The sequence below is a fragment of the Jeotgalicoccus huakuii genome (assembly GCF_036665975.1).
Taxonomy (GTDB): Bacteria; Bacillota; Bacilli; order Staphylococcales; family Salinicoccaceae; genus Jeotgalicoccus; species Jeotgalicoccus marinus.
Genome location: NZ_JAVIYN010000007.1, coordinates 81,354 through 104,448, shown reverse-complemented (window position 1 = coordinate 104,448; position 23,095 = coordinate 81,354). Strand labels below are relative to the sequence as shown.

Sequence of the window (23,095 nt, the reverse complement as noted above, 5' to 3'; positions counted from 1 at the left end):
ATTAGTTCTTCTTATTTACTTATAATTAATCTTCATCATCACGTTCTGTATCTAGAATTTCAAGTGAATCTGCATCAATTGTATATTCGTAAATTTCATTTTCATACAGTAAGTCAATGTCATATTCAGCCTTACCATCATCCATTGAAAGTGTCCATTCTGAAATATCTCCGCCGCCTGCATCAGAACTTGCGACTTCAAAAGCTTCGTCAATTGAACTAACGCTAGAGTAATCTAGAATTTCTTCTTCATCGTCATCACCTTCTGAATCAGTTCTAACGTCGACGACTTCCTCTGTCTCTTGATTAATCGTTACTTCAGCTTCTTCATCTGCACTTCTTAGGTCTATTTTATACACCCAGTCTCCTCTATCTTGATCGAGCTGAACTTCGTGCAGATTACCATCGAATTCACCCTGTGCAATTTCAATAGCATCTTCAGGACTTAAATTTACATCGTCAATGGCGATTGCTTCACTGCTATTCCCTGATGAATCACTGGAAGACTCTTCTGAGCCGGAGTTATCATCGTTTGAATCATCATCTGTTTGATTATCACCTTGAGTATCTTCCACAGGTTCTGCAGGTGTACCTGCATCGTCTGCATCTTCTTCAGAACCTCCATCACTATTACAAGCAGCTAAAGCTAATGTTGTTGCTAATGCTAGTCCAAAAATCTTCGTTTTCACCCTCGTTCCTCCTTATTCTATCTATTAATCTTTTAACCAATAATGATTCACTACAAACATGTACGGGAAATCATTTATCATTTACATGCTTATCGATATAATAGAGGTATTAATATTTGAAAAGGCTTAGGGGTGTTTAGATTGACAAATATCGATAACGACAACCAGGATTACAAGGCGCACTATTTTCAACTTTTAGCCGAGAAGTTTAATTCTGAAGAAAAAGTGGCAACTGAGATTATAAATCTTGAATCTATAATGGAATTGCCAAAGGGTACTGAGCACTTTGTCAGTGATTTACATGGTGAGTTTCAAGCTTTCCAACACGTATTAAGAAATGGTTCGGGTAATGTCAAAGTTAAAATTGACGATTTATTTAAAGACCAACTGACAACGAACGAGTTAAATGAACTTGCAGCTGTCGTCTACTATCCTGAAGAAAAGCTTCAATTAGTAAAGAATGAATTTACCAATAAGGATGAATTAAATCATTGGTATAAAACTAAGGTTGAGCAATTAATTGAGTTGGTTGCTTACTCTTCTTCAAAATATACACGTTCAAAACTTAGAAAGGCCTTACCACCACAGTTCGCTTATATCATTGAGGAACTTTTATATAAGAAAGATGAAAATGATAATAAGAAACAATACTATAATAGTATTCTTAGTGAAGTAATCGGTTTAGGTCAAGCGGATAAATTAATCACTGGACTCGCTTTTAGTGTTCAAAGATTAGTTGTCGATCACCTTCATGTTGTTGGCGATATTTATGATAGAGGGCCAGAACCTGACAAGATTATGGATACGCTTATCGATTATCACTCTGTTGATATTCAATGGGGGAACCACGATGTTTTATGGATTGGTGCCTATGCCGGCTCCAAAGTGTGTCTTGCCAACATTATTCGTATCTGCGCTAGATACAATAACTTAGATATTATTGAAGATGCTTACGGTATAAATTTACGCCCTTTATTTACTTTAGCTGATAAGTACTATGGAGATAACAAGGCATTTAGACCGAAGAAAACAACTGGTAAAACATTGGATGAAGCTGAACAGTTACAGATGACCAAGGTTCAACAAGCTATTGCGATGATCCAATTTAAACTAGAGGCACCCATTATCAAGCGCCGTCCTAATTTTGAAATGGATGACCGTCTAGTACTGGAAAACATCAATTACGACACACTTGAATACACAGTTAATGGTAATATATATCCTTTAGAAAATACTTGTTTCTCTACGATTGATCCGAATAATCCTACAGCTTTAACTGAAGATGAAGAAGATGTGATGAATACTTTACTCATCAGTGTGCAACAATCCGAGAAACTAAAACGTCATATGAGTTTCATGATGAAGAAAGGAAACTTATACCTACGTTATAACGGCAATCTATTAATTCACGGCTGTATTCCTGTAGACGAAGATAGCAATATGGAAGGTATGGAAATCGACGGTAAAACATACTATGGCCGCGAACTTCTAGATCAGTTTGAGTACTACTTACGCTACTCATTTACGCACTTAGATGACACTGATGATCTAGCCACTGACCTTGTATGGTACTTATGGAATGGTAAAAAATCTTCTCTATTTGGAAAACGTGCCATGACTACATTTGAGAGATATTTTGTAAATGATAAACCCGCTCAAAAAGAAGAGAAGAACCCATACTATTACCTTAGAGAAAAAGCCGAGTCTGCACGTATCTTCTTAGAAGAGTTCGATTTAGATCCTGATGAAGGTCATATCATCAACGGACATACGCCTGTGAAAGAAAAAGAAGGTGAGAACCCGATTAAAGCGGATGGTAAGTTTATAGTTATCGACGGTGGTTTCTCTAAAGCGTATCAATCCACAACAGGCATTGCCGGCTACACCTTGTTATATAATTCATATGGTATGCAACTTGTTGCCCACCAAGAGTTTAACTCTAAAGATAATGTACTAAATAATGAATCCGATGTACTTGCTGTTAGAAGGATTGTCGATGAAGAAGTAGAGCGTAAAAAAGTTCGGGATACGAAAACTGGTAAACGCTTGAATTACGAAATTAATATGCTGAAAGAATTAATGAAACAGAGATATCTTAACTAGAAGATAGAAACAAAATTTAAGACAAGCTGGAGTTTTTGTTAGATGATGTAATAGAGCGTAAAAATGGAAGGTGATAATATGAACAGCATCCCAGAATATAATTTACATGATGGTTACAAAATTCCAGCCATTGGATTTGGAACGGTATACCTTAACGGGAAGCAAGGTGCTAAAGATATAGAAGCTGCCATAAATAATGGTTACCGGTTATTAGACACTGCAATCCGTTATAGAAACGAAGGGGCTGTTGGAGAAGCTATCAGAAATACTGATGTTTCTAGAGAAGAAATATACGTGACATCTAAGCTTCGTGGTGGTTTATATGATTATGACACTGCATTAGAATCTATTGAAGAATCCTTGTTTAGAACAGGTTTGAATTATATTGACTTATTCTTATTGCACTGGCCAAATCCTAAACAAGACAAGTATGTGGAAGCTTGGAAGGCATTAATTCAAGCTCAAAAAAATGGATACGTTAGATCAATCGGTGTGTCTAACTTTGAACCAGAGCATATTGACCGTCTAGTCAATGAAACTGGTGTGAAACCTGTTATCAATCAAATAGAACTTCACCCCTGCTTTATTCAAGAAAAGGTCCGTAAATATAATAAGGATAACGACATTATAACGGAAGCATGGAGTCCTTTATCACGTGCACAATCAGTAATTAATGATCCGCTTTTGCAAAAACTAGCAAAAGAAAAAGAAAAAGACGTCGGGCAAATTATTTTACGTTGGCATTACCAACATGGTGTCTTACCAGTACCACGTTCATCCAAACCAGAACGTCAGATAAGTAACTTAAACATCTTTGATTTTGAACTCTCTGAAGACGAGATGCATGCGATCGATCGTTTAGACCGCCTTGATGGACGTATCAACGACCAAGACCCAAATGAATATGAAGAATTCTAAAAAAAGCTGGCTCCCTAGGGAGTCAGCTTTTTTAATCTATCAGATTATTTTCTTGTAAGAATTCTTCTGCCACGTCATATGGTGCTTCGTCATCTACTGTTACCCGATAGTTCATATCTTGCATTTCCTCATCTGTAATCATGCCAGACAATTGATTTAATGGATCAATAATTTCAGAATGTTCATCTAAAAATTCTTGCTTAAAGAGTGGCGCACCTTGATATGGGGGAAATACTTGTTTGTTATCTTCCAATATAACCATATCGTACTGACGTAATTCTGCATCAGTTGCATAAGCATCCATTAAGTTAATCTCACCATTTTCAATTGCTTGGTATCTCAATTGTGGCTCCATAGTAATGACATCATTAAAGTTTAGGTCATAAGCTTCTTGAATTGCCGGGTAACCGTCTTCAACTCGGTCATTAAACTCCATAGTAAAGCCAGGTCTTATTTCATCTTCTATACTTTTTAAATCTTCGATTGTGGTTAAATTATTTTCTTCAGCAAAATCTCTTTTTACTGCTAGAGTGTAAGTGTTGTTAAACATCATAGGTTCGAGCATGGTCATATCAAATTCCGAATCTAATGCAGTGTTCGCCTGGTTGTATACCACTTCTACATCATTCGATTCTGGAGCTTCTTTTACAAGCTCTCCTAAGACTGTACCTGTAAACTCTAGGTAACCATCTATATCGTCAGATCTTAAGGCATTGAACAAGAATGAAGTTTGCCCTAAACCATCTTCAACATTCACTGTATAATCGGTTTCTTCTTCAATTAATATCTTATACATATTCGTTATAATCGCAGGCTCTGAGCCTAATTTACCTGCAATAGTAATCTCGCCATCTCTATTCGTTAATAGTGGTGCTAAGGTAACTGCTAAAATAATGACAAATATTGTACCCACTGTAATCATGGCACGTTTATAGGATAAGTTTTGTATGATTCTTAAACCGATATCAAAAATAATTGCTAACAGTGCTGCAGGTATCGCACCGATTAGAATAAGATCTGTGTTATTACGATTAATACCGAGTAGTATTAAATCACCTAAACCACCTGCACCAATTAAAGCTGCTAAGGTTGCCGTACCAATAATTAACACCATTGCTGTTCTAATACCTGCCATAATAATTGGCATAGCAATCGGTATTTCCACTTTTAATAGTCGTCTTACCGGTTTCATACCGATACCTTCAGCCGCTTCCACTAAAGACTCATCTACTTCATTAATACCTGTATAAGTATTTCTTAATACGGGCAGTAAGGCGTATATTACAAGTGCGATAATTGCCGGTACTTCACCGATACCAAATAAGGGTATCATCAAGCCTAATAGTGCTAATGACGGTATAGTCTGCATTACTGCAGCGATATTTATAACGATCTCAGCAATTCGGTCCGTCTTGGTTAAAAGTATGCCAAGTGGTACCCCAATAAGTACCGCAATTAAGAGGGCAATAAATGAAATCTGTATGTGCTCGATTAGTGTTTGTAAAAGCTCACCACGTCTCGACGATAAAGTCTCTAGAAATGTATTCATTTAACTTCACCACTTTTCCGGGCGAGATGTTGAAACACATCAGAACGCGTTAATAGTTTAGGACCGTCCTCAACTTCAACTATAACTTCATCCTGTTCAGTGAGTGCTGTAAAAACATCGTGAAGTGATTTATCTTGTGAAATATAGACGCCCTGATGTTCATTACTAATTACTGCTTTATTTAATACTAAATCGCCTGCTTTAATATCATCAAAAGGTTCACTTTGACCACCTATAAAGGTTCTAACAAAGTCACTTTTTGGCGTCTGAATAAACTCATTTGGCGTACCAATTTGTTCAACTGCCCCTTCATTGAACAAACATAAACGGTCTGCAAGCTTGAATGCTTCAGATATATCATGCGTAACAAAGATAATGGTCTTTTTGATTTTCTCTTGTAGTTCAATTAGATCGTTCTGAAATTTTTCTCTAGTTATAGGGTCTAGTGCACTGAAAGGCTCATCCATTAAAATCACTGGAGGATCAGCAGCCAGTGCTCGAAGCACACCGATTCTTTGTTGTTGACCACCCGACAGTTCAGTCGGCTTCCTATCTCTATAAACCTCAGGGTCTAAGCCGACCATCTCTAATAATTCATCGATTCTATTTTTAATTTTTTCGTCAGACCATTTTTCCATCTGTGGGACTTGTGCAATATTTTCTGCGATTGTCATATGCGGAAAAAGCGCAATTTGTTGTAGTACATATCCCATGTCTCTACGCATTTCATAAACTTCGTAATCGCTAATTGGGTTGTCTTTAAAATATATGTATCCTTCACTCAGAGGAATTAGCCGATTAATCATTTTAAGTGTTGTCGTCTTACCACTTCCTGATGGGCCAATTAAAACAAAAAATTCTCCTTCATTTATATAAAAACTGACGTTATTCACAGCGATTTTATCACCATAACGCTTTGACACATTTTTAAATTCAATCATGACACAAAGCTCCTTTATAATTTCATATATGTTATAGATAAGTTAAACTGGTTGTAAATGTCCATACCCTAAATATCAATATCTTAAAAGATTATTCACAATATAAATATATTTTGAAAGTAGGTTTATACTATGTCAGTTGAAGCACTTGTTTTGGAACAAAGAAAATATTTCTTAAATGATTACACACGCCCTGTTGACTTTCGTGTTCGTCAACTTAGAAAATTGAGAACAGCTTTAAAAGCCAACGAGAAAATAATCCTAGACGCACTGTATGAAGATCTTGGCAAATCATCTACTGAAGCTTATATGACAGAACTCGGCATTATTTACCAGGAAATAAATTATGCAATTAAACATGTAAAGAAATGGGCGAGCCCAAAGAAAGTAAAATCTAGTGTCATGAGCTTACCAGCATCTAGTCATATTTATGCTGAACCTTATGGTGTGACCTTGATATTGTCACCATGGAATTACCCTGTAAATCTAACAATCGGTCCATTAATCGGCGCCATTGCAGCAGGCAACTGCGCTGTAGTAAAACCGTCTGAAACTAGCCCTAAGACGTCTGCAATCTTAGAAAAAATCATAAATTACACCTTTGTAGAGGAATTTGTTCATTGCTTACCGTATGACACACCACATGATGAGGTCAACAAGCAAGATTATGATTACATCTTCTTTACTGGAAGTACAAGAATAGGTAAGGAAATTATGAGTATAGCGAGTCAAACATTGACGCCAGTTACACTTGAATTAGGTGGTAAGAGCCCGGCCATTATCGACGAAACTGCTAACATTGATGTCGCTGCTAGACGCATTGCTTGGGGTAAATTCATTAATGCAGGACAAACTTGTGTGGCACCAGATCACCTTATCATTCATGAGTCCATTAAGGATGCCTTTATTGAGCGTCTAATCGATGAAATAAATGAGCGCTATGAAGATGCAGAAAGTCGTGATGATTATCCAAAAATCATTAATAATAAGCACTTTGAAAGATTAACAGCCTTATTAGATGACCCTAAACTTATTGGGGGTAGGGTCAATGTAAAAGAGACAAAAATTGCACCCGCTATCTTGCCTGATAGCTATTTAAATGATGATGTAATGGCAGAAGAAATTTTCGGCCCTATTTTACCAATCCTAACCTACGATAATATCGATGATTTAATCGTTCAACAACAAGCACTGCCTAAACCACTGGCAACATATATCTTTACTGAAGATAACAACACAGCAAACCTGCTGTTACAGAAATTATCTTTTGGTGGCGGTTGTGTAAATGATACACTGATGCATTTAGCCAGTCATTCTTTACCATTTGGTGGCGTCGGTGCGAGTGGTATGGGTGCCTATCACGGCAAAGCGTCATTTGATACGTTTTCACACTTTAAGAGTGTTGTCAAAAATACCACAGCAGTAGATTTCCCTGTACGATATGCACCATTTGATCAAGCAAAATCCAAGCTATTCAAACGTTTATTAGGATAAAATAGACATATCAACCTATAAGGAGTGTATGACTTTATGAGTATATTAGTTATCGGCGCCAACGGCGGTGTAGGTAAACACCTAGTTAAGCAGTTACAAGGTAAGGGCAAGACATTCACTGCAGGGGTTAGAAAAGAAGAACAAAGAGATGCCTTAAAAGATAGTGGTGTGGAATCCTTACTTATTGATGTAGACCAAGATACCATTGAAGAATTAACAGATAAGGTTTCAGGCTTTGAACAAGTCGTATTCTCTGTAGGATCAGGGGGTAGCACTGGAGCAGATAAGACAATCTCTGTCGACTTAGATGGTGCAGTTAAAACAATAGAAGCAAGCAAAAATTCAAATGTTGATCACTTCGTTATGGTATCAACTTTCGATTCAAGAAGAGAAGCATTCGACACACCAGATGCTCAGAAAATTAAACCTTATACAATTGCTAAACACCATGCAGACGAACACTTAAAACGTTCAGGATTGACACATTCAATCGTTCACCCAGGTATTCTGACTGATAACCCAGGTACAGGTAAGGTCGAGCTAGGACTCTACTTTGACGAGATTAAAGAGGTTCCACGAGAAGATATCGCAAGCGTAATATTTGAGCTTGTAGACAATGCTGACAATCGTGGTAAAGAACTTCAAATTGTTACTGGTGACCAAGATATTTCAACAGCAGTGGCTAAATTTTAATAAGAAAAAACGGGGAGAAAATCTTAGAATTTTCTCCCCGCTTTTTTAACTTTAGGACCAGCCAATTGCTTGGGCAACGATCAATGCACCTAATGATATCCCCATAAGAATTAAGAATAACGGCAGGAAGAATTTTATCCATTTATGCCATTCAACACCTGCGATAACAAGTGCAGCCATGAAGTATCCACTTGTTGGATATAAAATATGTGCAAAGCCATCACCTAGTTGGAAAGCGAGTACAGCTGTTTGTCTTGTCACACCGAGCATATCCGATAATGGAGCCATAATTGGCATTGTTACCAATGCTTGACCAGATCCTGATGGAATGATGAAATTAATCAGTAACTGAACGAAGTACATACCTGCAGCTGCAAGAACTGGCGGTAAGTCTCCTACAACTGTTCCAAGTCCATTTACAATCGTATCCATCACTCGACCATCTTCTAATATTACTGCGATAGAGCGTGCTAAACCAATAATCACAGCACCCATTAATACGTCTCTAAAGCCTTTAGTGAAGGACTCACTAATATGTGTTAATGACATGCCTGAAACCATCCCGACTGTCACGCCCATCAGTATGAATAAACCGGCCATTTCTATCATAAACCAACCTTGAGTAATTACGCCCCATACTAAAATAATAAAGAATATGAGTACAGTGAACGCTCCAGCAATTTGTCTATTATTTGCCTTTAGTGGTTCCTGATCCGCAATTGATTTATATGATGCACGTTTCTCACTATCTTCTTCATAGACGATACTTGCCGTAGGGTTTTTTTGAACCTTTCTAGCATATCTCATAACAAATAGAATTGTTATAGTCAGTACGATCACAAACAGTATTAACCTAAAGCTTAGTCCAGAGAAGGTTGGTAATTCTGAAATGGTTTGTGCTAAACCGGTATTGACTGGATTCAATACCCCCACCGAATAACCAACAACCGTTCCACATAAGGCAATTGCTGCTGCAGTCATGGAGTCATAACCTAAGGCAATAATTAAAGGAATAATAACGGGTATGTAGACTAACGATAATTCTGCAGTTCCAATAAGTGTCGCTATTGTCGCAAATACTGTCATTAAAACAGGAATCACAAGAATACTCTTATTTGAAAACCTACGCGCGAGCTTATCAACCGCTATTTCAATAATCCCACTTTCTCTAAGCACCATGAACATTCCACCGATGATTAATGTGAAGAAGACAACTTCACCTGCATCGATTAGGCCTCGTGGTATAGCTGTCATAAACTGAACTAGGTCTGTCGGTTCAGACTCTGTGAATTGGAATGATTCAGGATCTACTGCTGTTCTCCCTTCCTCTATTTCAACTCGGTCAAATTCACCAGCTGGTATAAGATATGTAGATGCAGCTGCAACTAGACCAAATAGGAATAAAATCACGTAAATATGAGGCATCTTAAATTTTCTTTCCTTATTGTTATTCGTCATAAATTTCTCCCTTCAAACTGTTTATTACAGTTTACCTTATAATATCAACAGCGACTAAAGCAATAATATAAGAAAAAAGAGATATTTATGTTTTCATAAATATCTCTTACCCTATTAACCTTTAGTTATTTGTCCATCTTTCATCTCAATTCTACGATCTGCATATTCCAACATATCCATGTCATGTGTCACCATTAACACTGTGATACCTAAATCTTGTGATAATCTTTTAATCAGTGCCATAACTTCTTCAGAACGTTTAGAGTCTATGCTTGCTGTCGGTTCATCTGCAAACAATAACTCTGGATCATGAATGATTGCTCTCGCAATTGCTGCTCGTTGTCTCTCACCACCTGATAAATTTTCAGGATAACTATTCTTATGCTTGTACATATCCACAGCTTGAAGTATCTTATTAATTTTATTATTTTTGTCTTCTTTAGAAAGTTTGACATTTGCCGTATCAAGCATGAGCGCCAATTGTTCCCCAACAGTTAGGAATGGTACGAGATGCGCATGTTGAAAGACAAAACCAAATTTTTCTGCTCGAAGTTTTCGTATTGACCCATCATTCTTTTCAGATATTTTTTTACCTTTAAATGAAATACTACCGTTCGTTTTGTTTTGTAAACAAGCTGCAATGGTTAAAAGTGTACTTTTCCCCGAACCTGAAGGACCTGTAAGAGCCGTTAATTCACCTTCATTTAAAGTTAAGTCCACATCGTTTAATATTTTTTCTTCCCTATTCCCATTTTTAACTGCCTTATCGATATTTGTGAGTTCAAATAATGCCATCTTACATACCTCCTTGATTAATTGCCTGCATTGGTTCTGCTTTTCTAATCTGAAGTCCTGAAATCGTAGCGCCGACAAAACCAATTACGATAAAGGCCACAACTGCAAAGATAATCGTCTCAGTCGGTAAGAAGAACGGCATACCTTCTGGTGCAACAGCGTTTATGATTAAGCTAATCGCAATAGCTGGAATTAAGCTGATTACAGTAATGAATAGCATTTGAGCCCACATCATTACAAATAGTGAAGATTGCTTAACTCCAATCGCTTTTAATATGCCAAAGGTACTCATTTTTTGGACATTAATCATATAGAAAAATATCGCAAATAATAAGGCACTGATCACATATAGAAATACGATAATCATGTTGAGTGACATCTGTTCTGCGCTGTAACTTGGAATTGTGTTTAAGAAGTCACTGTTACTATAATTAGTCAGACCTTCTACATCCGCTTCACCTTCAGTAAAACCGACTTGAAATGCATCAGTTCTATACATTTCTTGGAAGTCCGCTTCATTGATAAATCCAGCTTCTGTGTGACTAAATTTCTGTCCATCTACAAAACCTGAGATAGTTAAATCATCTTCAATTAGACCATTGGTTACTTTGTCTCCGACACTAAAGCCTTCATCTTCTAGTGAGCGATCTAAAATAATCTCACCTTCATCCATATTAGGGAAATAATCCCCACCATCTGATGTTACAAAAGCCGTGCTAAATTTCTTGTCATCTGCATTATTGATTTCTCCCATTTGAATGGAAAAGAGTGTGTAATTTTCATCTGTTGCTGCTAGTGCTTCTTCCTGTTCATTCTCAATTGCTGAAAAGCTATAATTATCTTCAGCATCTTCATTCATGTAAAACGTACCATCTGGCATATGTTTAATTAGAGATGCATTATCATCGGATAAGCCATTTGCCAATCCGGAGATGCTCATTGTTAATATGCTAATCAAAAATACGATAAACCCTAGTATCAAATAACGTAATTTAAACTTTTTCATTTCTTTCCATGCCATCTTCATGAAAAAGACCTCCTGTGTTCTTGTTAATTCCCACTTTACTTAAGTTATGTGAACTCAATATGAACAAGGAGGTTTTTCTTATTTTTCTGTTATAGGTAAACGGACAGTAAAGGTTGTACCTTCTTTTTTACTTCTTACATTGATAGAGCCATCATGCATTTCGATAATTTTTTTGACGATAGATAATCCCAATCCTGAGCCACCGACCTTATTTGTTCTAGCATTATCCGCTCTATAAAAACGGTCGAATATTTTATCGATATGAACATTATCTATACCTTTACCGGTATCACTTATCGACACGATTACATGTGAACCATAGTCAGTCATTTCAATATCAATACTGCCTGCATCCTCATTGTATTTTACAGCATTAGATAAGAGGTTATCCCACACTGTATTCAGCAATGACTTGTCAGCTCTTATATCTATATCGATTAACTTATGAGATATCATTAGCTCTCGTTCATTAATCTGCCATTCGTAAACTTTAATCGCTCTTTCAAGCTGTTGCTTGAGATTATAATTTTCCCTTCTCATCAGGTAATCTTCATGGTCGATGGAAGACAAGACTAAAAGTTGTTTAGTCATCGTAGATAAACGATCAATTTCAAAATCTATTGTTTCTGCATAATCTTCACGTACATCATTCGACAATGGTTTCTTCAATAACTGATTATAGCCCTTTATATTCGAGAGTGGCGACTGGATATCATGAGAAATATTTGAGATGAAATCTCTTTGAATTTTATCATTATAGCCTAGTTGTAAGGTCATGTTTCTAAAGTTCGTAGCCAAATCTCCAATCTCATCTTTCCTTGATATATCAAGGTTATCTAGAGAGTAATCACCTGAGGCAAGTCGTTTGGTTGCCTTGCTCAATTTAGTTACAGGCTTAATGAGATAATGGGCACTAATCAGCACTAAAATAATACTTAATATAATAGTAATTAAGAACAAGACACCGAACAAGACGTGCATTTCATTGAATAATAATTCAATATCTGTACGCATGAACAGAGCATAGGATTCACCATCTATTGTGACTGGTACGCCTACTGTATTCTTAAGCTCATCTGCAAAGAATCCCGTAACGAATAATTCAGCATCAAAATTCGCCATACCATGATATATTTCTCCAGAATGTACTTCTTTGATTGCCTCATCCTGAAGGTTGATGTCTCCAAACTGTGTACCAAAGAACTGATCTCGGCCATTCGCATCCACTAAGTAAATTTGGTGTCCAGATTTTGCAACAGTATCCAAGTATTCCTCTACTTTAATGTCAGGATTGTTTTCGATAAACTGAGCAACTTCTAGTGCAATGTTCTTATGCTTGGTGTCATTCTCTTCTTTTAAGTTTATCTGGTAGATAAAATTTGAAATGAAAAAGGCGAAAAAGAAACTGAACAGCATTATAGCAAGTGTTGTAATTAAAAATTTTACGTATAATGATTTCATATTTTTCGCTCCAGAAAATATCCTCTGCCACGCATTGTCTTAATTTCAAATTCATCAACTGCTGATTTAAAACGCGATCTCAGACGCTTTATATGTACATCAACTGTACGGTCATCTCCCTCATAGTCTGGTCCCCATATACGTTCAATTAGAGCATCTCTAGTAAAGACCTGCCCTGGATACTGAGCTAATAGTTGCAATAACTCAAATTCTTTTAGAGGTAGCATGTACACCTTACCTTCAATTTCCACTGAATAATTGTTCGAATTAATCAAAACTTTTCCCAATTTTAAGGTAGTATTAGAAGTCTCATCACTATATCTTCTTAATAAAGCTTCAATTCTAAACAATAGTTCCCGAGGTTCGAAAGGTTTAACTAAATAGTCATCTGTCCCTATTTTAAATGCTTCTGCCTTGTCATCGATATGTCCCTTAGCAGTCAGCATGATAATCGGTATATCAAAGTCTCTTTTTAGAATTTCCGTTAAAGCTAAACCATCCATATACGGCATCATAATATCTACTACAGCAAGGTCACAGGCTTCTTTCTTTAACTTTTCTAAAGCGTTTCTACCATCACTCGCCCCGACAGTTAGAAAGCCAGCCTCCTCTAGGTTTAAAGTGACAAATTTGACAATGTTAGGATCATCATCAACGACCAAGATTTTATTCATACTGAACCCCCAATCGTCTACTTTTATATTATTGTACCATTAAGTTGTCATATCTTTCCTTCTCGGTACATATACAAAATTTGATTTTCCATCCATAATATATGAGTGAGATGACAGGAGGGAAAGCCTTGAATAAGAAATCATATCCTCTTATTTGGAGATGGCATTTATTTGCCGGCATCATTATAGCACCATTTTTAATATTCCTTGCAGCAACTGGTGCGCTATATTTGTTTAAAGATAATATTGAGAACTACACATACCAAGATTATTACTATGTAGAAGCTGCTGAAGATGGAGAACGATTACCTCCATCTGATCTTGCCTTTACTGCTGAAGGTTATGCAGGGGGTGGGGACGTCACGCGTTACCGACCTGGTGAAGATGAAAACCGATCAGTAGAGGTCGGTGTCACTCAAACTGATGGTACCGCGGTCACTGTCTTCGTCAATCCTTATAATAGACAGGTCCTCGGAATGATTGAGGATGCGAATCGCCCAATGGATATCTTAGAGGCCTTACATGGTGAGCTGAGCGCAGGGACAATTGGGGATAGAATCGTAGAACTCGTTGCTTGTTGGACGATTATTATGATTATCTCTGGTTTATTCTTATGGTTCCCTAGAACTAAGGAAAAAATCAAGGGCGTATTCACAATTCGTTTTAATAAGCAGGGGCGTATTCGTTTACGTGATTTTCATGCAGTTCCTGCTGCATGGCTTTCTATTGGACTGCTATTTTTCTTATTCTCCGGACTCTTGTGGACCGGTTTTTGGGGGAATGGTGTCCAACAAATCGTCACAGCTTCAGGCTCAGGCTATCCACCATCCATTTGGACAGGTCCAGCGCCTGAATCTGATACTGTTACAGAAGATATTGCTGAAGTATCCTGGGCAGCTGAAAAAATGCCTGTGCAAAATTCAGACCAGGAATCTGGCTTTAGACAACTCTCTTTAGATCAAATCATTGAAACCGCTGATAGTACAGGTGTAGATCCTAGCTACGATATATTCTACCCCGCTTCAGAAGAAGGGGTCTTTACCTTATCGGTCTTTCCTGACCAAGCAAGAGATGAAGCAACAATTCATATCGACCAATACACAGGTGATGTCATTGCTGACTATCGTTACGATAACTACGGACCGTTAGGAAAGATAATGGCAACGATGATTACGGTACACAAAGGTCATGAATTTGGCATTGTAAACCAAGTGCTTGGTCTCGTCATCTGTTTGGGTCTAATAGCCATGGTTATTACTGGCGTTTACATGTGGTGGAAGAGAAAACCTAAAAATAAAAGTGGGGCACCTAAATCTGCAAGTGTCGTTGAATACAAGGGAATCTTCTTCACCTTAATCGCACTCGGTATTATCTTCCCCTTAGTTGGTCTATCGTTAATTGTTATCTTTATTGTCGATCGTCTGATTCTTAGACGAAATGAAAAAATTCGTTCTTGGTTGAACTATTAAGGAGAGGCTTATGGCTAAATATATTTTTTTAATATTCTCTGTCCTATTCTTAAGTGGTTGTTCCATAGTCGATCAGAGTACACACGATAAGTACAACAATCTAGATAATTCCGTTATCGTTATCGATACGTCAGAAATTACCGAATCAGAGACAGAAGGACGCGTAAATATTCACATCTTAGAGAATGGTCAACCAGTTGAAGATGCTGACATCACCCTCTTCAGTCGACCAGCTAAAGAGGCAGAAGTATGGAATGAAGAATATGAAGTCAAAAAAGTAGACGATCATTATACAGCTGATGTTGAAATTCCAAGGGATGGTCTTTACCTTCTTACCCTAAATGTCAAAACGGATCACTTAGATGCATCACCAATTAAATTTTTCACGGTTGGTGAGCTCGATATGTTTGAAGAAGTATTTTTACAGGAATACCAAAATGATGATAGTGCCGGTGGACACAGTCACCACTAAAATATTAAATGACACAAAAAAAGGTGAGCATATCAAAGATACGCTCACCTTTTTATTTGTAATTTAGACTGGTGTACTCAATCTAGGAACAAATAGCTCATAGTGAATATGTTCTGAATCTACACCTGCTTTTTCTAATTCCTTAACAATAGATTGAATGAATGTTACACCACCACATACATACACTTCTTGATTCTCTTTTAAATATTGCTCAAGGTTTTCTTTAAACAGGTAACCATCTTTATCGCGTAGATGATTGTGAAGTTCTACGTTATTTTTAGTAGCAATATTTGCTAATTCAACTTCGAATGCAATGTTGTCACTATTGTCTGATACTTGTAAGAATTGAACATCATTCGTCTTTTCTGCTGCTTGACGGAACATAGGGAATAACGGTGTTACGCCGATACCTGAACCAATAAACAACTGCGGCGCATCTTCGTTTTCAACTCCAAATACACCAACTGGTGCAGAGATATTAATTGTATCGCCTGCTTTAATTTGTTCATGTAAGAAAGTCGATACTTCCCCGCGAATACCATCAAGTTCTTCTTTTCTTACTGCAAATGTCAGTCTACCATCTTGTACATCTACAATTGAATAATGACGTTTCGCTCTATAAGGTAGTTCTGGGACTTTTACATCAACAGTGATGTACTGTCCTGCTTGATATGGAATATCATTGATTGCGTCAGATTTTACTGTAAATGATTTAATAATGTCAGTTTCATCTCGAACAGCTAATACTTCAAATGGTTTAAAGCCTTCCCAAGCCATAATAGCGTATATTTCTTTTTCTATACCGATAAAGGCATCTGCAATCTCACCGTAGGCTTTGCCCCATGTTTGAATTACTGGATCATCCATATCTAAGCCAGTGACTTCGGATATTGCTGCCAATAAGTTTTCGCCAACGATTGGATAGTGTTCCGGGAAAACTTGAAGTCCACAATGCTTATGAGCGATTGGCATAACAACAGGTACAATCGGTGTTAAATCTTCAATATGTTGTGCTGCAGCAACTACAGATGCTGCTAGTGCAGTCGACTGCAAACCCTGTTTATGGTTAGGTTGATTAAACATATCTCTGAGTTCAGGGTGGTTCTCAAACATTCTTTTATAGAATTTAGTTGTAATTTCTACACCCTTATCTTGTAATAATGGCACTGTGCTATGAATCGTTTGAATTTCTTCTTGATTTAACATAATGACACTCCTTGTATGATTAACTTACTACCATTATGTTTTACTTTTTCAATAATTTCAACGCTCCTCAACAACTATTGTTAATTTATTCACATAAATATGGAAATTTATTGACAATTATTTGTTTACATTGAAAAAAGACGTGAATAGGCGTATTATTCACGTCTTAGATAATTAAGTGACTGTCACTTCTTTTTTACTAAATAATTGCCCCTTTTGAACCTCAGTCGCATGCTGTTCTTGCACACACAAGAGCGCAATAAAAGCAATGACACTTGGAACTGCGAATCCTAAGAATGTTAGTTGAGGTGGTAGGGTTGTCATCAGTACCATGCCAATTAATAATGGACCTGTAATAGAACCAATTCTCCCCATACCAACAGCAATACTAAGTCCAGATCCTCTAATATCTGCAGGGTAAAACATTGTGATATAAGGGTTGATTAGGTTCTGTGAACCAGCTGTACAAGCACCGACTGCTGCAATCAGTACAAACAAGATCAAAGTCTGTTCCGTAATACTTAGTAGCACAAAGGCGATTGCGCCGGTTCCAAGTAAGGTCAACAGTACATTCTTATGTCCAATTTTATCGACTAAAGCACCACCTAGTAATGAGCCCATCATCTGGCCAGTAGCAAGTGTAATCGTAAAGATCATCGCTGAAGACACACCGTAACCCGACTCCTGCATAATATTAGGTAACCAAGTACCTAAGCCAGCAATCATCATTAAACAGCTGATGACAGCGACCCAGAATAGGATTGTAGAAAGTGCTCTACCATTATTGAAAAGCTTCTTAACAGGAATACCTTTTGATTCTACTGAATGATTTTCAATGTAATAGTCATCATTACTTGTATAAGTGTTACTCGCCGTTGCTCTATTTAATATGTCAGCAATGTGAGCCTTATTGCCTCGGCGCACATGATAAGACAGAGATTCAGGGAATTGTTTTAATAAGATTGGCGTCACAACGACTGTCAGTAAACTCACCCAGAACAAGACTCTCCAACTTATAAATTCTAAAACATAGATACCTAACAAAGAGGCACCGATTGTCCCAGTTGAATAGCCGCAATACATCAAGGCAACAATCATCGCTCTATTTTTAGCCGGTGAATACTCAGTCATTAATGAAATCACTGCAGGCATTAAGCCACCCATACCAATTGAAGCAATAAATCTAAAGACGACAAAGTAGGTCTCGTTTGGTGCAAAACCAGCTAAGAAGTTAAAGACGCCTATGATAATCAGACAAGCTGCTAAAATTCGTTTCTTACCAACTAAATCCGTCATCATACCAAGGATAAAAGTTCCTGCCATCATACCGATCATGGCGTAGCTGCCGACGGCACCAGCTGTTGCCGTCGTAATGTCAAAATCATTCATCATCTGTGGTAAACCAATGCCATAAATTGCAATATCAAAACCATCTAAGGCAATCGCAGTAAAACACCACAAGAAAACCATTAAATGAAATCTGTTAAATTTACTTTTCCCAATTACCTGTTCTGGGTAGACTTTCGCCATTCACATCGTCCTTTCTTAGTTCCAAACCTCTTTAGTAATATCAACAACAGACTGTAATTTCTTCCATTGCTCATCTTCTGCAAGCACATTACCTTCTTCAGTTGAAGCAAAGCCACATTGAGGACTTAAGGCTAATTGCTCTAGTGGTAGATATTCACTCGCTTCTTTAATACGTGCCTTCACCTCATCTGGATTTTCTAACTCGCCTGTCTTAGACGTAACTAATCCAAGTACAATCGTAAGATCTTTTCTCTTCACATGTCTAAGCGGTTCAAAACTACCGGCACGGTCACTATCGTACTCTAAGAAGAAAGCATCGATATTTAAATCCCCAAAGAGTCTTTCTGCAACTGGTTCATAACCACCAGATGAAATCCACGTTGAACGGAAGTTCCCTCGACAGATATGCATCGTGACATATAGATCTTCTGGACGATCTTTAAGTGCTGTATTTAATACTTCAATATATTTATCTTGTAAGTATTCAGGGTCCTTACCACTATCAATTAGCTTCTGGACTTGTTCTTTTGAACTAAAGTAACCCCATGACGTGTCATCCAATTGTAAGTAACGGCAACCCGCATCGTAAAAATCTTTAATCACTTCACCATAGACTTTAGCGATGTCCTTAAAGTATTCTTCCTCATCCGGGTAAACATCTTTGTCAACGTCACCTCTAAAGTGCAACATGCTTGGACTTGGGATCGCATATTTTGCAGTCGCATCTCCAGCTTGTTCTTGAAGGTATTTAAAGAATTCAATCTCCCTATGTGGCTGGTAGAATAATTTCTCTACCACTTTTATAGAACGTGATTTAGTTTGGACACCCTGAAAGGCAATACCATCACCAGTATCTGACCCTTCTACTCCACCTAAACCTTCTAGAAAATCAAAGTGCCACCAGGCACGGCGAAATTCACCATCTGTAACGGCTTTTAAGCCGACATCCTTTTGTTTTTGTACTACCTCAGCAATTGCTTTATCTTCTACTACTCTTAATTCTTCTAAAGTAATTTCTCCATTTGCAAATTGACTTCTTGATTCTTTTAATTCAAGTGGTCGAAGTAAACTCCCCACATGATCAGCCTTATATGTAAACTGTGCCATTCTTATGCATCTCCATCTCTATTTATGATTGTTTAAATACTATCATGGTTGTATGATATAGACTAACTCATTAATTTCATGACCCGTTATAACTTTTATCTATATTCAAAGGAGATACTATGACTATCCAACAACTCAAATATCTAATCGCTGTCGTAAAAGCAGGTTCATTGAACGAAGCCGCCAAGCAACTGTACATTTCGCAGCCGACCTTATCTAAATCTATAAAAGAGCTGGAGAAGGAAATGGGTCTCACAATTTTAAAACGCACTTCAACAGGAATTACACTGAGCTCAGATGGTGCTGAGTTCCTCAGCTATGCCAGACAAGTGGTTGAACAGGTCGATCTTTTAGAAAACAAATATTTAAATACGCCTCACCAAGAACAACTACTCAGTGTGTCGACTCAGCATTATTCTTTTTCTGTTGATGCAATGGTAAAAACAATAGAGCATCACGGGGGAGATAAGTACCAGTTCTCTCTAAGAGAAACGAGAACTTACGAAATCATCGATGACGTCAAAGACTTAAAGAGTGAGATTGGTGTCATGTATATGAATAAATTTAACGAAAAAATTCTTACTCAACTCTTAAAAGAAAATCACTTAACTTTTGAGGTCTTATTCACTACAAAACCTCACGTTTTTATAAGTAGAAATAACCCGTTAGCAGCAAAGGATAAGGTTACCTTAGAGGACTTACAAGCTTATCCCCGTCTATCATTTGATCAAGGTGACCATAACTCCTTTTACTTTTCCGAGGAAATACTCAGTACACTTGATAGCCCTAAAAATATTCTAGTCAGTGATAGAGCGACAATTTTTAATTGTATGATTGGTCTAAATGGTTATACTATCTCAAGCGGCATACTCAGTGAAGAGTTAAACGGTACAGATATTATCCCAGTGCCACTTGATGTTGATGATGAAATCACTATTGGTACAGTAACCAACAACAAAGCAGTTTTAAGTCGTATTGCAAAGCATTACTTAGAAGAACTTCATGCTGCTATCGACAACTATGATATACATTAATGGATAGTTAATAAATTTAAGGGTATATAGAAGTAACAATTAAAGTTGGGGGAATAAAAATGGAAATTAAACACGAGAACAATCAGTTCTATTTTGGTGATGCTTCAAATCCTGACGGTTACTTATCCTATACCGTAGATGGTAATGTGTATACGATAGACAGCGTAGTCGTCGATGAGTCACTCCGTGGCCAAGGCTTAGGAGATGTGTTATTGGACCACGCTGCAGATTATGCCAGAGACAACAATCTGAAACTCATTGGTAAATGTCCGTTCGTCGCAAAACGCTTTAATCAACATCCAGACAAATATGAAGATGTCATTAGCAAGTAAAAAACTCAGCACCGATTAAGGTGCTGAGTTTTCTGTCTCAAGATTTGGTTCTGGATGCACGTATAAAGACATGATGCCCTTAGCATGCATGTGATTTTCAACCTTGTCACAAATATGATGTGCTTCAGTCACTGTAATATCAGGGTCTACAATAATTGTGACATCTAAAAAGATACTGCTACCATGGTAACGGCCTTTGATAGACTTCACTTCTCTAACCCCAGTAACTTCTAAAATATCTTCTTTATGTTCCATTAAATCCGTTTCTTTATAGCCATCACTCAAAGCAAAAATAGAATCTCTAAAGATAGTATAACCTGTATACATAATCATTAGTCCGAGTATGGATGCAATAATGACGTCAGCGATAGGTAGACCCACTTGGGTTAAGACAAGTCCTATAGCAGTACCGATACTGATCATGCCATCAGACAGATTATCCATGGCTGCTGACCTCAATGAAACACTTTTTGCTTTTTTAGCCAAGCGATTATTAATAAAGAACACAACCATCATAATCAAACCAGATATGATACTTACAATGATTACTACTGGATGTGGTGGCTCTGATGCCGGTTGAAAGATTGCTGGTATGTTTTCGATTAATACCTGTAAGCCCACAAACATAATAATAAATGAAACAACTAAAGCCGCAATATTCTCTGATTTCAAGTGACCATAAGGATGGTTATCATCTGGGGGTTTTATCGAAACCTTTAAGCCAACCAGTACTGCAATAGAAGCTAATATATCTGTTAAGTTATTTAAACCATCGGCACGAACTGCTGCAGAATCATAAATTGTACCGAAATAAAATTTCACTAAAGCAAGAATGATATAAACGCCGATGCTTAAATATGCACCATTTTGAGCCACTTTAAGATTATTTAAATCCCCCAATATAATCGCTCCTAATCTTTAATAGAAACTCATTATGCACTGATTCAATCAAAAGTTCAATGGCTATGGTGGACTTTATATTAGTTGAAATTTATTTTTAGAACGCCCTAAACTAAAGCTTAGACTATTTCTTTTTTATTCATTGTATTTACCAAACACGTAGCTGATATAGCAACCTAATATAAATACTACTATAGACACTATCCACATCATTATATTTGTCGGTAGCCCAGGGTAAATTGCAAAAAGCGAGCCAAATAACAGCCCCACGATTCCAGCATACGTTAGATAAGTAAAACGTCTAAGTAAATATGCGATGAGCCGGCTACCTAGTAGTATTCCTACAATAATACCAACCCCTGTAGACAATAAGACAGGAAGAACATAGAAATTAAATGAAGTAAATTCATCTATAGCAAATATAATAATCGGATATACACCGATGATTAATAATACTAAGGATCCTGAGATACCTGGTAATAGCATAATTGCAGCAGCTAAAACACCTGAAAAGAAGTATTTAATTAGATTCACTGCATCCGTTGGTATTGAAGACAGATCTGATGCAGAAGTATTAGCTAAAGACATAAAGAAAAGTACTGCTATTCCAATAATTATTAATATATAGTGCGGTATTTTAAATTCTACTTTTGCATTAGATATTCTAAGTAACATCGGAATGACTCCTAACACCATTCCCATGAAAAACCAATGTGTCGGTATGGTATGGCTCTGTAATAAATAATTCAAAAGAGATGACACTGATAAAATTGCAAGAGCCATACCGATTACTATCGGTAAAAGAAAACCAATCGAATTTTTATAAAATTTAGAAACTAACCGACTGAGTGCACCTAAAAATTGATCATAAATACCAAGTAATAGTGCCATTGTACCGCTACTCACACCTGGTACAAGTTCAACTATACCCATCAAGAATCCTTTTGGAAGGTTCGACCACTTAAACATATTATCAATTCCATTCATAATTTTTCACTCTCAATATTTTAGCACATCAGCCATAAATTAAGGACTATTTACTTAGTAAATGGAGTAACGGTGAGCATTATTTTGTAATGATAGGTGATATAATAATATTTTTTTATAGTCTAGTGTATCTTTGTCACAAAATTGTATATTCTCAATAGACCTTGAAAACACAATTTTAATTGACATATTGCTCATTATGTCATAAGATTTCAAAGTGATAATGATTCTCAATGAGAAATGGAAATGAGGCATAA

Annotated in this window: 21 protein-coding genes; 8 read left to right on the top strand and 13 right to left on the bottom strand. The window is 37.0% G+C overall.

The annotated features are described in order from the left end of the window. Positions 1–25 precede the first annotated feature (25 nt). Entirely contained in the window at positions 26–688 is a 663-nt protein-coding gene (locus tag V6E76_RS05410; RefSeq protein WP_026865874.1) for a PepSY domain-containing protein, read from the bottom strand. Between the two features lie 141 nt (positions 689–829). Here V6E76_RS05410 and V6E76_RS05405 point away from each other — a divergent pair, with 141 nt between their 5' ends. Continuing rightward, complete coding sequence (locus V6E76_RS05405) at positions 830–2,791, top strand: fructose-1,6-bisphosphatase (protein ID WP_281170719.1); 1,962 nt, start codon at positions 830–832, stop codon at positions 2,789–2,791. 63 nt (positions 2,792–2,854) lie between these two features. Next, the gene (locus tag V6E76_RS05400; protein WP_235678839.1) at positions 2,855–3,709 is read left to right on the top strand and encodes an aldo/keto reductase; all 855 of its coding nucleotides are present in this window, start codon (positions 2,855–2,857) and stop codon (positions 3,707–3,709) included. Between the two features lie 31 nt (positions 3,710–3,740). Here the strand turns inward: V6E76_RS05400 and V6E76_RS05395 are convergent, their stop codons facing one another. After that, a complete protein-coding gene (locus tag V6E76_RS05395) occupies positions 3,741–5,258 on the bottom strand; it encodes an ABC transporter permease/substrate-binding protein (protein ID WP_026865877.1) in 1,518 nt (505 codons plus the stop codon). Further along, the gene (locus V6E76_RS05390) at positions 5,255–6,199 is read right to left on the bottom strand and encodes an ABC transporter ATP-binding protein (RefSeq protein WP_026865878.1); all 945 of its coding nucleotides are present in this window, start codon (positions 6,197–6,199) and stop codon (positions 5,255–5,257) included. The genes V6E76_RS05395 and V6E76_RS05390 overlap by 4 nt, the downstream gene beginning before the upstream one ends. Before the next feature lie 132 nt (positions 6,200–6,331). On the opposite strand from V6E76_RS05390, the gene V6E76_RS05385 reads away from it, so the two are divergent. Beyond that, on the top strand, positions 6,332–7,693 hold the full coding sequence (locus V6E76_RS05385) for an aldehyde dehydrogenase (protein WP_026865879.1): 1,362 nt from the start codon (positions 6,332–6,334) through the stop codon (positions 7,691–7,693). A 36-nt stretch (positions 7,694–7,729) separates the two neighbouring features. Beyond that, on the top strand, positions 7,730–8,386 hold the full coding sequence (locus tag V6E76_RS05380; protein ID WP_026865880.1) for an SDR family oxidoreductase: 657 nt from the start codon (positions 7,730–7,732) through the stop codon (positions 8,384–8,386). A 51-nt stretch (positions 8,387–8,437) separates the two neighbouring features. On the opposite strand, the gene V6E76_RS05375 is transcribed toward V6E76_RS05380, so the two are convergent. The 5 genes from V6E76_RS05375 to V6E76_RS05355 form a co-directional block, all read right to left on the bottom strand. Next, a complete protein-coding gene (locus V6E76_RS05375; protein ID WP_026865881.1) occupies positions 8,438–9,844 on the bottom strand; it encodes a YfcC family protein in 1,407 nt (468 codons plus the stop codon). Between the two features lie 114 nt (positions 9,845–9,958). Then, positions 9,959–10,639: an ABC transporter ATP-binding protein gene (locus V6E76_RS05370; RefSeq protein WP_026865882.1), complete on the bottom strand. Its 681-nt coding sequence runs from the start codon at positions 10,637–10,639 to the stop codon at positions 9,959–9,961. A gap of 1 nt (position 10,640) precedes the next feature. Continuing rightward, entirely contained in the window at positions 10,641–11,666 is a 1,026-nt protein-coding gene (locus tag V6E76_RS05365; protein ID WP_247350431.1) for an ABC transporter permease, read from the bottom strand. 78 nt (positions 11,667–11,744) lie between these two features. Beyond that, on the bottom strand, positions 11,745–13,127 hold the full coding sequence (locus tag V6E76_RS05360; RefSeq protein ID WP_247350429.1) for a sensor histidine kinase: 1,383 nt from the start codon (positions 13,125–13,127) through the stop codon (positions 11,745–11,747). Next, positions 13,124–13,801, bottom strand: coding sequence for a response regulator transcription factor (locus tag V6E76_RS05355; protein WP_026865885.1), 678 nt, complete (start codon positions 13,799–13,801; stop codon positions 13,124–13,126). The genes V6E76_RS05360 and V6E76_RS05355 overlap by 4 nt, the downstream gene beginning before the upstream one ends. A 128-nt stretch (positions 13,802–13,929) precedes the next feature. On the opposite strand from V6E76_RS05355, the gene V6E76_RS05350 reads away from it, so the two are divergent. Both V6E76_RS05350 and V6E76_RS05345 read left to right on the top strand, forming a co-directional pair. After that, on the top strand, positions 13,930–15,270 hold the full coding sequence (locus tag V6E76_RS05350) for a PepSY-associated TM helix domain-containing protein (protein WP_026865886.1): 1,341 nt from the start codon (positions 13,930–13,932) through the stop codon (positions 15,268–15,270). A 10-nt stretch (positions 15,271–15,280) separates the two neighbouring features. Continuing rightward, on the top strand, positions 15,281–15,742 hold the full coding sequence (locus V6E76_RS05345) for a hypothetical protein (protein WP_026865887.1): 462 nt from the start codon (positions 15,281–15,283) through the stop codon (positions 15,740–15,742). A gap of 63 nt (positions 15,743–15,805) precedes the next feature. Here V6E76_RS05345 and V6E76_RS05340 read toward each other — a convergent pair whose 3' ends face one another. The 3 genes from V6E76_RS05340 to V6E76_RS05330 all read right to left on the bottom strand — a co-directional run bounded on the left by V6E76_RS05340 (position 15,806) and on the right by V6E76_RS05330 (position 19,585). Continuing rightward, positions 15,806–16,948, bottom strand: a complete 1,143-nt coding sequence (locus tag V6E76_RS05340; protein ID WP_026865888.1) for a globin domain-containing protein — start codon at positions 16,946–16,948, stop codon at positions 15,806–15,808. A gap of 174 nt (positions 16,949–17,122) precedes the next feature. Further along, positions 17,123–18,478, bottom strand: coding sequence for an MFS transporter (locus tag V6E76_RS05335; RefSeq protein WP_026865889.1), 1,356 nt, complete (start codon positions 18,476–18,478; stop codon positions 17,123–17,125). Between the two features lie 15 nt (positions 18,479–18,493). Then, entirely contained in the window at positions 18,494–19,585 is a 1,092-nt protein-coding gene (locus tag V6E76_RS05330; RefSeq protein WP_026865890.1) for a 5-methyltetrahydropteroyltriglutamate--homocysteine S-methyltransferase, read from the bottom strand. 119 nt (positions 19,586–19,704) lie between these two features. Here V6E76_RS05330 and V6E76_RS05325 point away from each other — a divergent pair, with 119 nt between their 5' ends. Continuing rightward, a complete protein-coding gene (locus V6E76_RS05325; protein ID WP_026865891.1) occupies positions 19,705–20,619 on the top strand; it encodes a LysR family transcriptional regulator in 915 nt (304 codons plus the stop codon). Positions 20,620–20,678: 59 nt separating this feature from the next. Further along, positions 20,679–20,951, top strand: coding sequence for a GNAT family N-acetyltransferase (locus V6E76_RS05320; RefSeq protein WP_035855288.1), 273 nt, complete (start codon positions 20,679–20,681; stop codon positions 20,949–20,951). A gap of 15 nt (positions 20,952–20,966) precedes the next feature. On the opposite strand, the gene V6E76_RS05315 is transcribed toward V6E76_RS05320, so the two are convergent. Next, positions 20,967–21,851 carry a cation diffusion facilitator family transporter gene (locus tag V6E76_RS05315; RefSeq protein WP_035855289.1) on the bottom strand — a complete coding sequence of 295 codons (885 nt, stop codon included), beginning with the start codon at positions 21,849–21,851 and terminating at the stop codon, positions 20,967–20,969. A gap of 135 nt (positions 21,852–21,986) precedes the next feature. Next, on the bottom strand, positions 21,987–22,838 hold the full coding sequence (locus tag V6E76_RS05310) for a DUF368 domain-containing protein (RefSeq protein ID WP_235678841.1): 852 nt from the start codon (positions 22,836–22,838) through the stop codon (positions 21,987–21,989). Positions 22,839–23,095 lie beyond the last annotated feature (257 nt).

Excerpts from the sequence above, each read along its gene's own strand:
- V6E76_RS05375 (WP_026865881.1), bottom strand. The coding sequence starts at position 9,844 with ATGACGAATAACAATAAGGAAAGAAAATTTAAGATGCCTCATATTTAC.
- V6E76_RS05360 (WP_247350429.1), bottom strand. The coding sequence starts at position 13,127 with ATGAAATCATTATACGTAAAATTTTTAATTACAACACTTGCTATAATG.
- V6E76_RS05330 (WP_026865890.1), bottom strand. The coding sequence starts at position 19,585 with ATGGCACAGTTTACATATAAGGCTGATCATGTGGGGAGTTTACTTCGA.
- V6E76_RS05310 (WP_235678841.1), bottom strand. The coding sequence starts at position 22,838 with ATGAATGGAATTGATAATATGTTTAAGTGGTCGAACCTTCCAAAAGGA.
- V6E76_RS05320 (WP_035855288.1), top strand. The coding sequence starts at position 20,679 with ATGGAAATTAAACACGAGAACAATCAGTTCTATTTTGGTGATGCTTCA.
- V6E76_RS05345 (WP_026865887.1), top strand. The coding sequence starts at position 15,281 with ATGGCTAAATATATTTTTTTAATATTCTCTGTCCTATTCTTAAGTGGT.
- V6E76_RS05400 (WP_235678839.1), top strand. The coding sequence starts at position 2,855 with ATGGAAGGTGATAATATGAACAGCATCCCAGAATATAATTTACATGAT.
- V6E76_RS05325 (WP_026865891.1), top strand. The coding sequence starts at position 19,705 with ATGACTATCCAACAACTCAAATATCTAATCGCTGTCGTAAAAGCAGGT.
- V6E76_RS05365 (WP_247350431.1), bottom strand. The coding sequence starts at position 11,666 with ATGAAGATGGCATGGAAAGAAATGAAAAAGTTTAAATTACGTTATTTG.
- V6E76_RS05340 (WP_026865888.1), bottom strand. The coding sequence starts at position 16,948 with ATGTTAAATCAAGAAGAAATTCAAACGATTCATAGCACAGTGCCATTA.
- V6E76_RS05335 (WP_026865889.1), bottom strand. The coding sequence starts at position 18,478 with ATGGCGAAAGTCTACCCAGAACAGGTAATTGGGAAAAGTAAATTTAAC.
- V6E76_RS05355 (WP_026865885.1), bottom strand. The coding sequence starts at position 13,801 with ATGAATAAAATCTTGGTCGTTGATGATGATCCTAACATTGTCAAATTT.
- V6E76_RS05370 (WP_026865882.1), bottom strand. The coding sequence starts at position 10,639 with ATGGCATTATTTGAACTCACAAATATCGATAAGGCAGTTAAAAATGGG.
- V6E76_RS05385 (WP_026865879.1), top strand. The coding sequence starts at position 6,332 with ATGTCAGTTGAAGCACTTGTTTTGGAACAAAGAAAATATTTCTTAAAT.
- V6E76_RS05380 (WP_026865880.1), top strand. The coding sequence starts at position 7,730 with ATGAGTATATTAGTTATCGGCGCCAACGGCGGTGTAGGTAAACACCTA.
- V6E76_RS05395 (WP_026865877.1), bottom strand. The coding sequence starts at position 5,258 with ATGAATACATTTCTAGAGACTTTATCGTCGAGACGTGGTGAGCTTTTA.
- V6E76_RS05390 (WP_026865878.1), bottom strand. The coding sequence starts at position 6,199 with ATGATTGAATTTAAAAATGTGTCAAAGCGTTATGGTGATAAAATCGCT.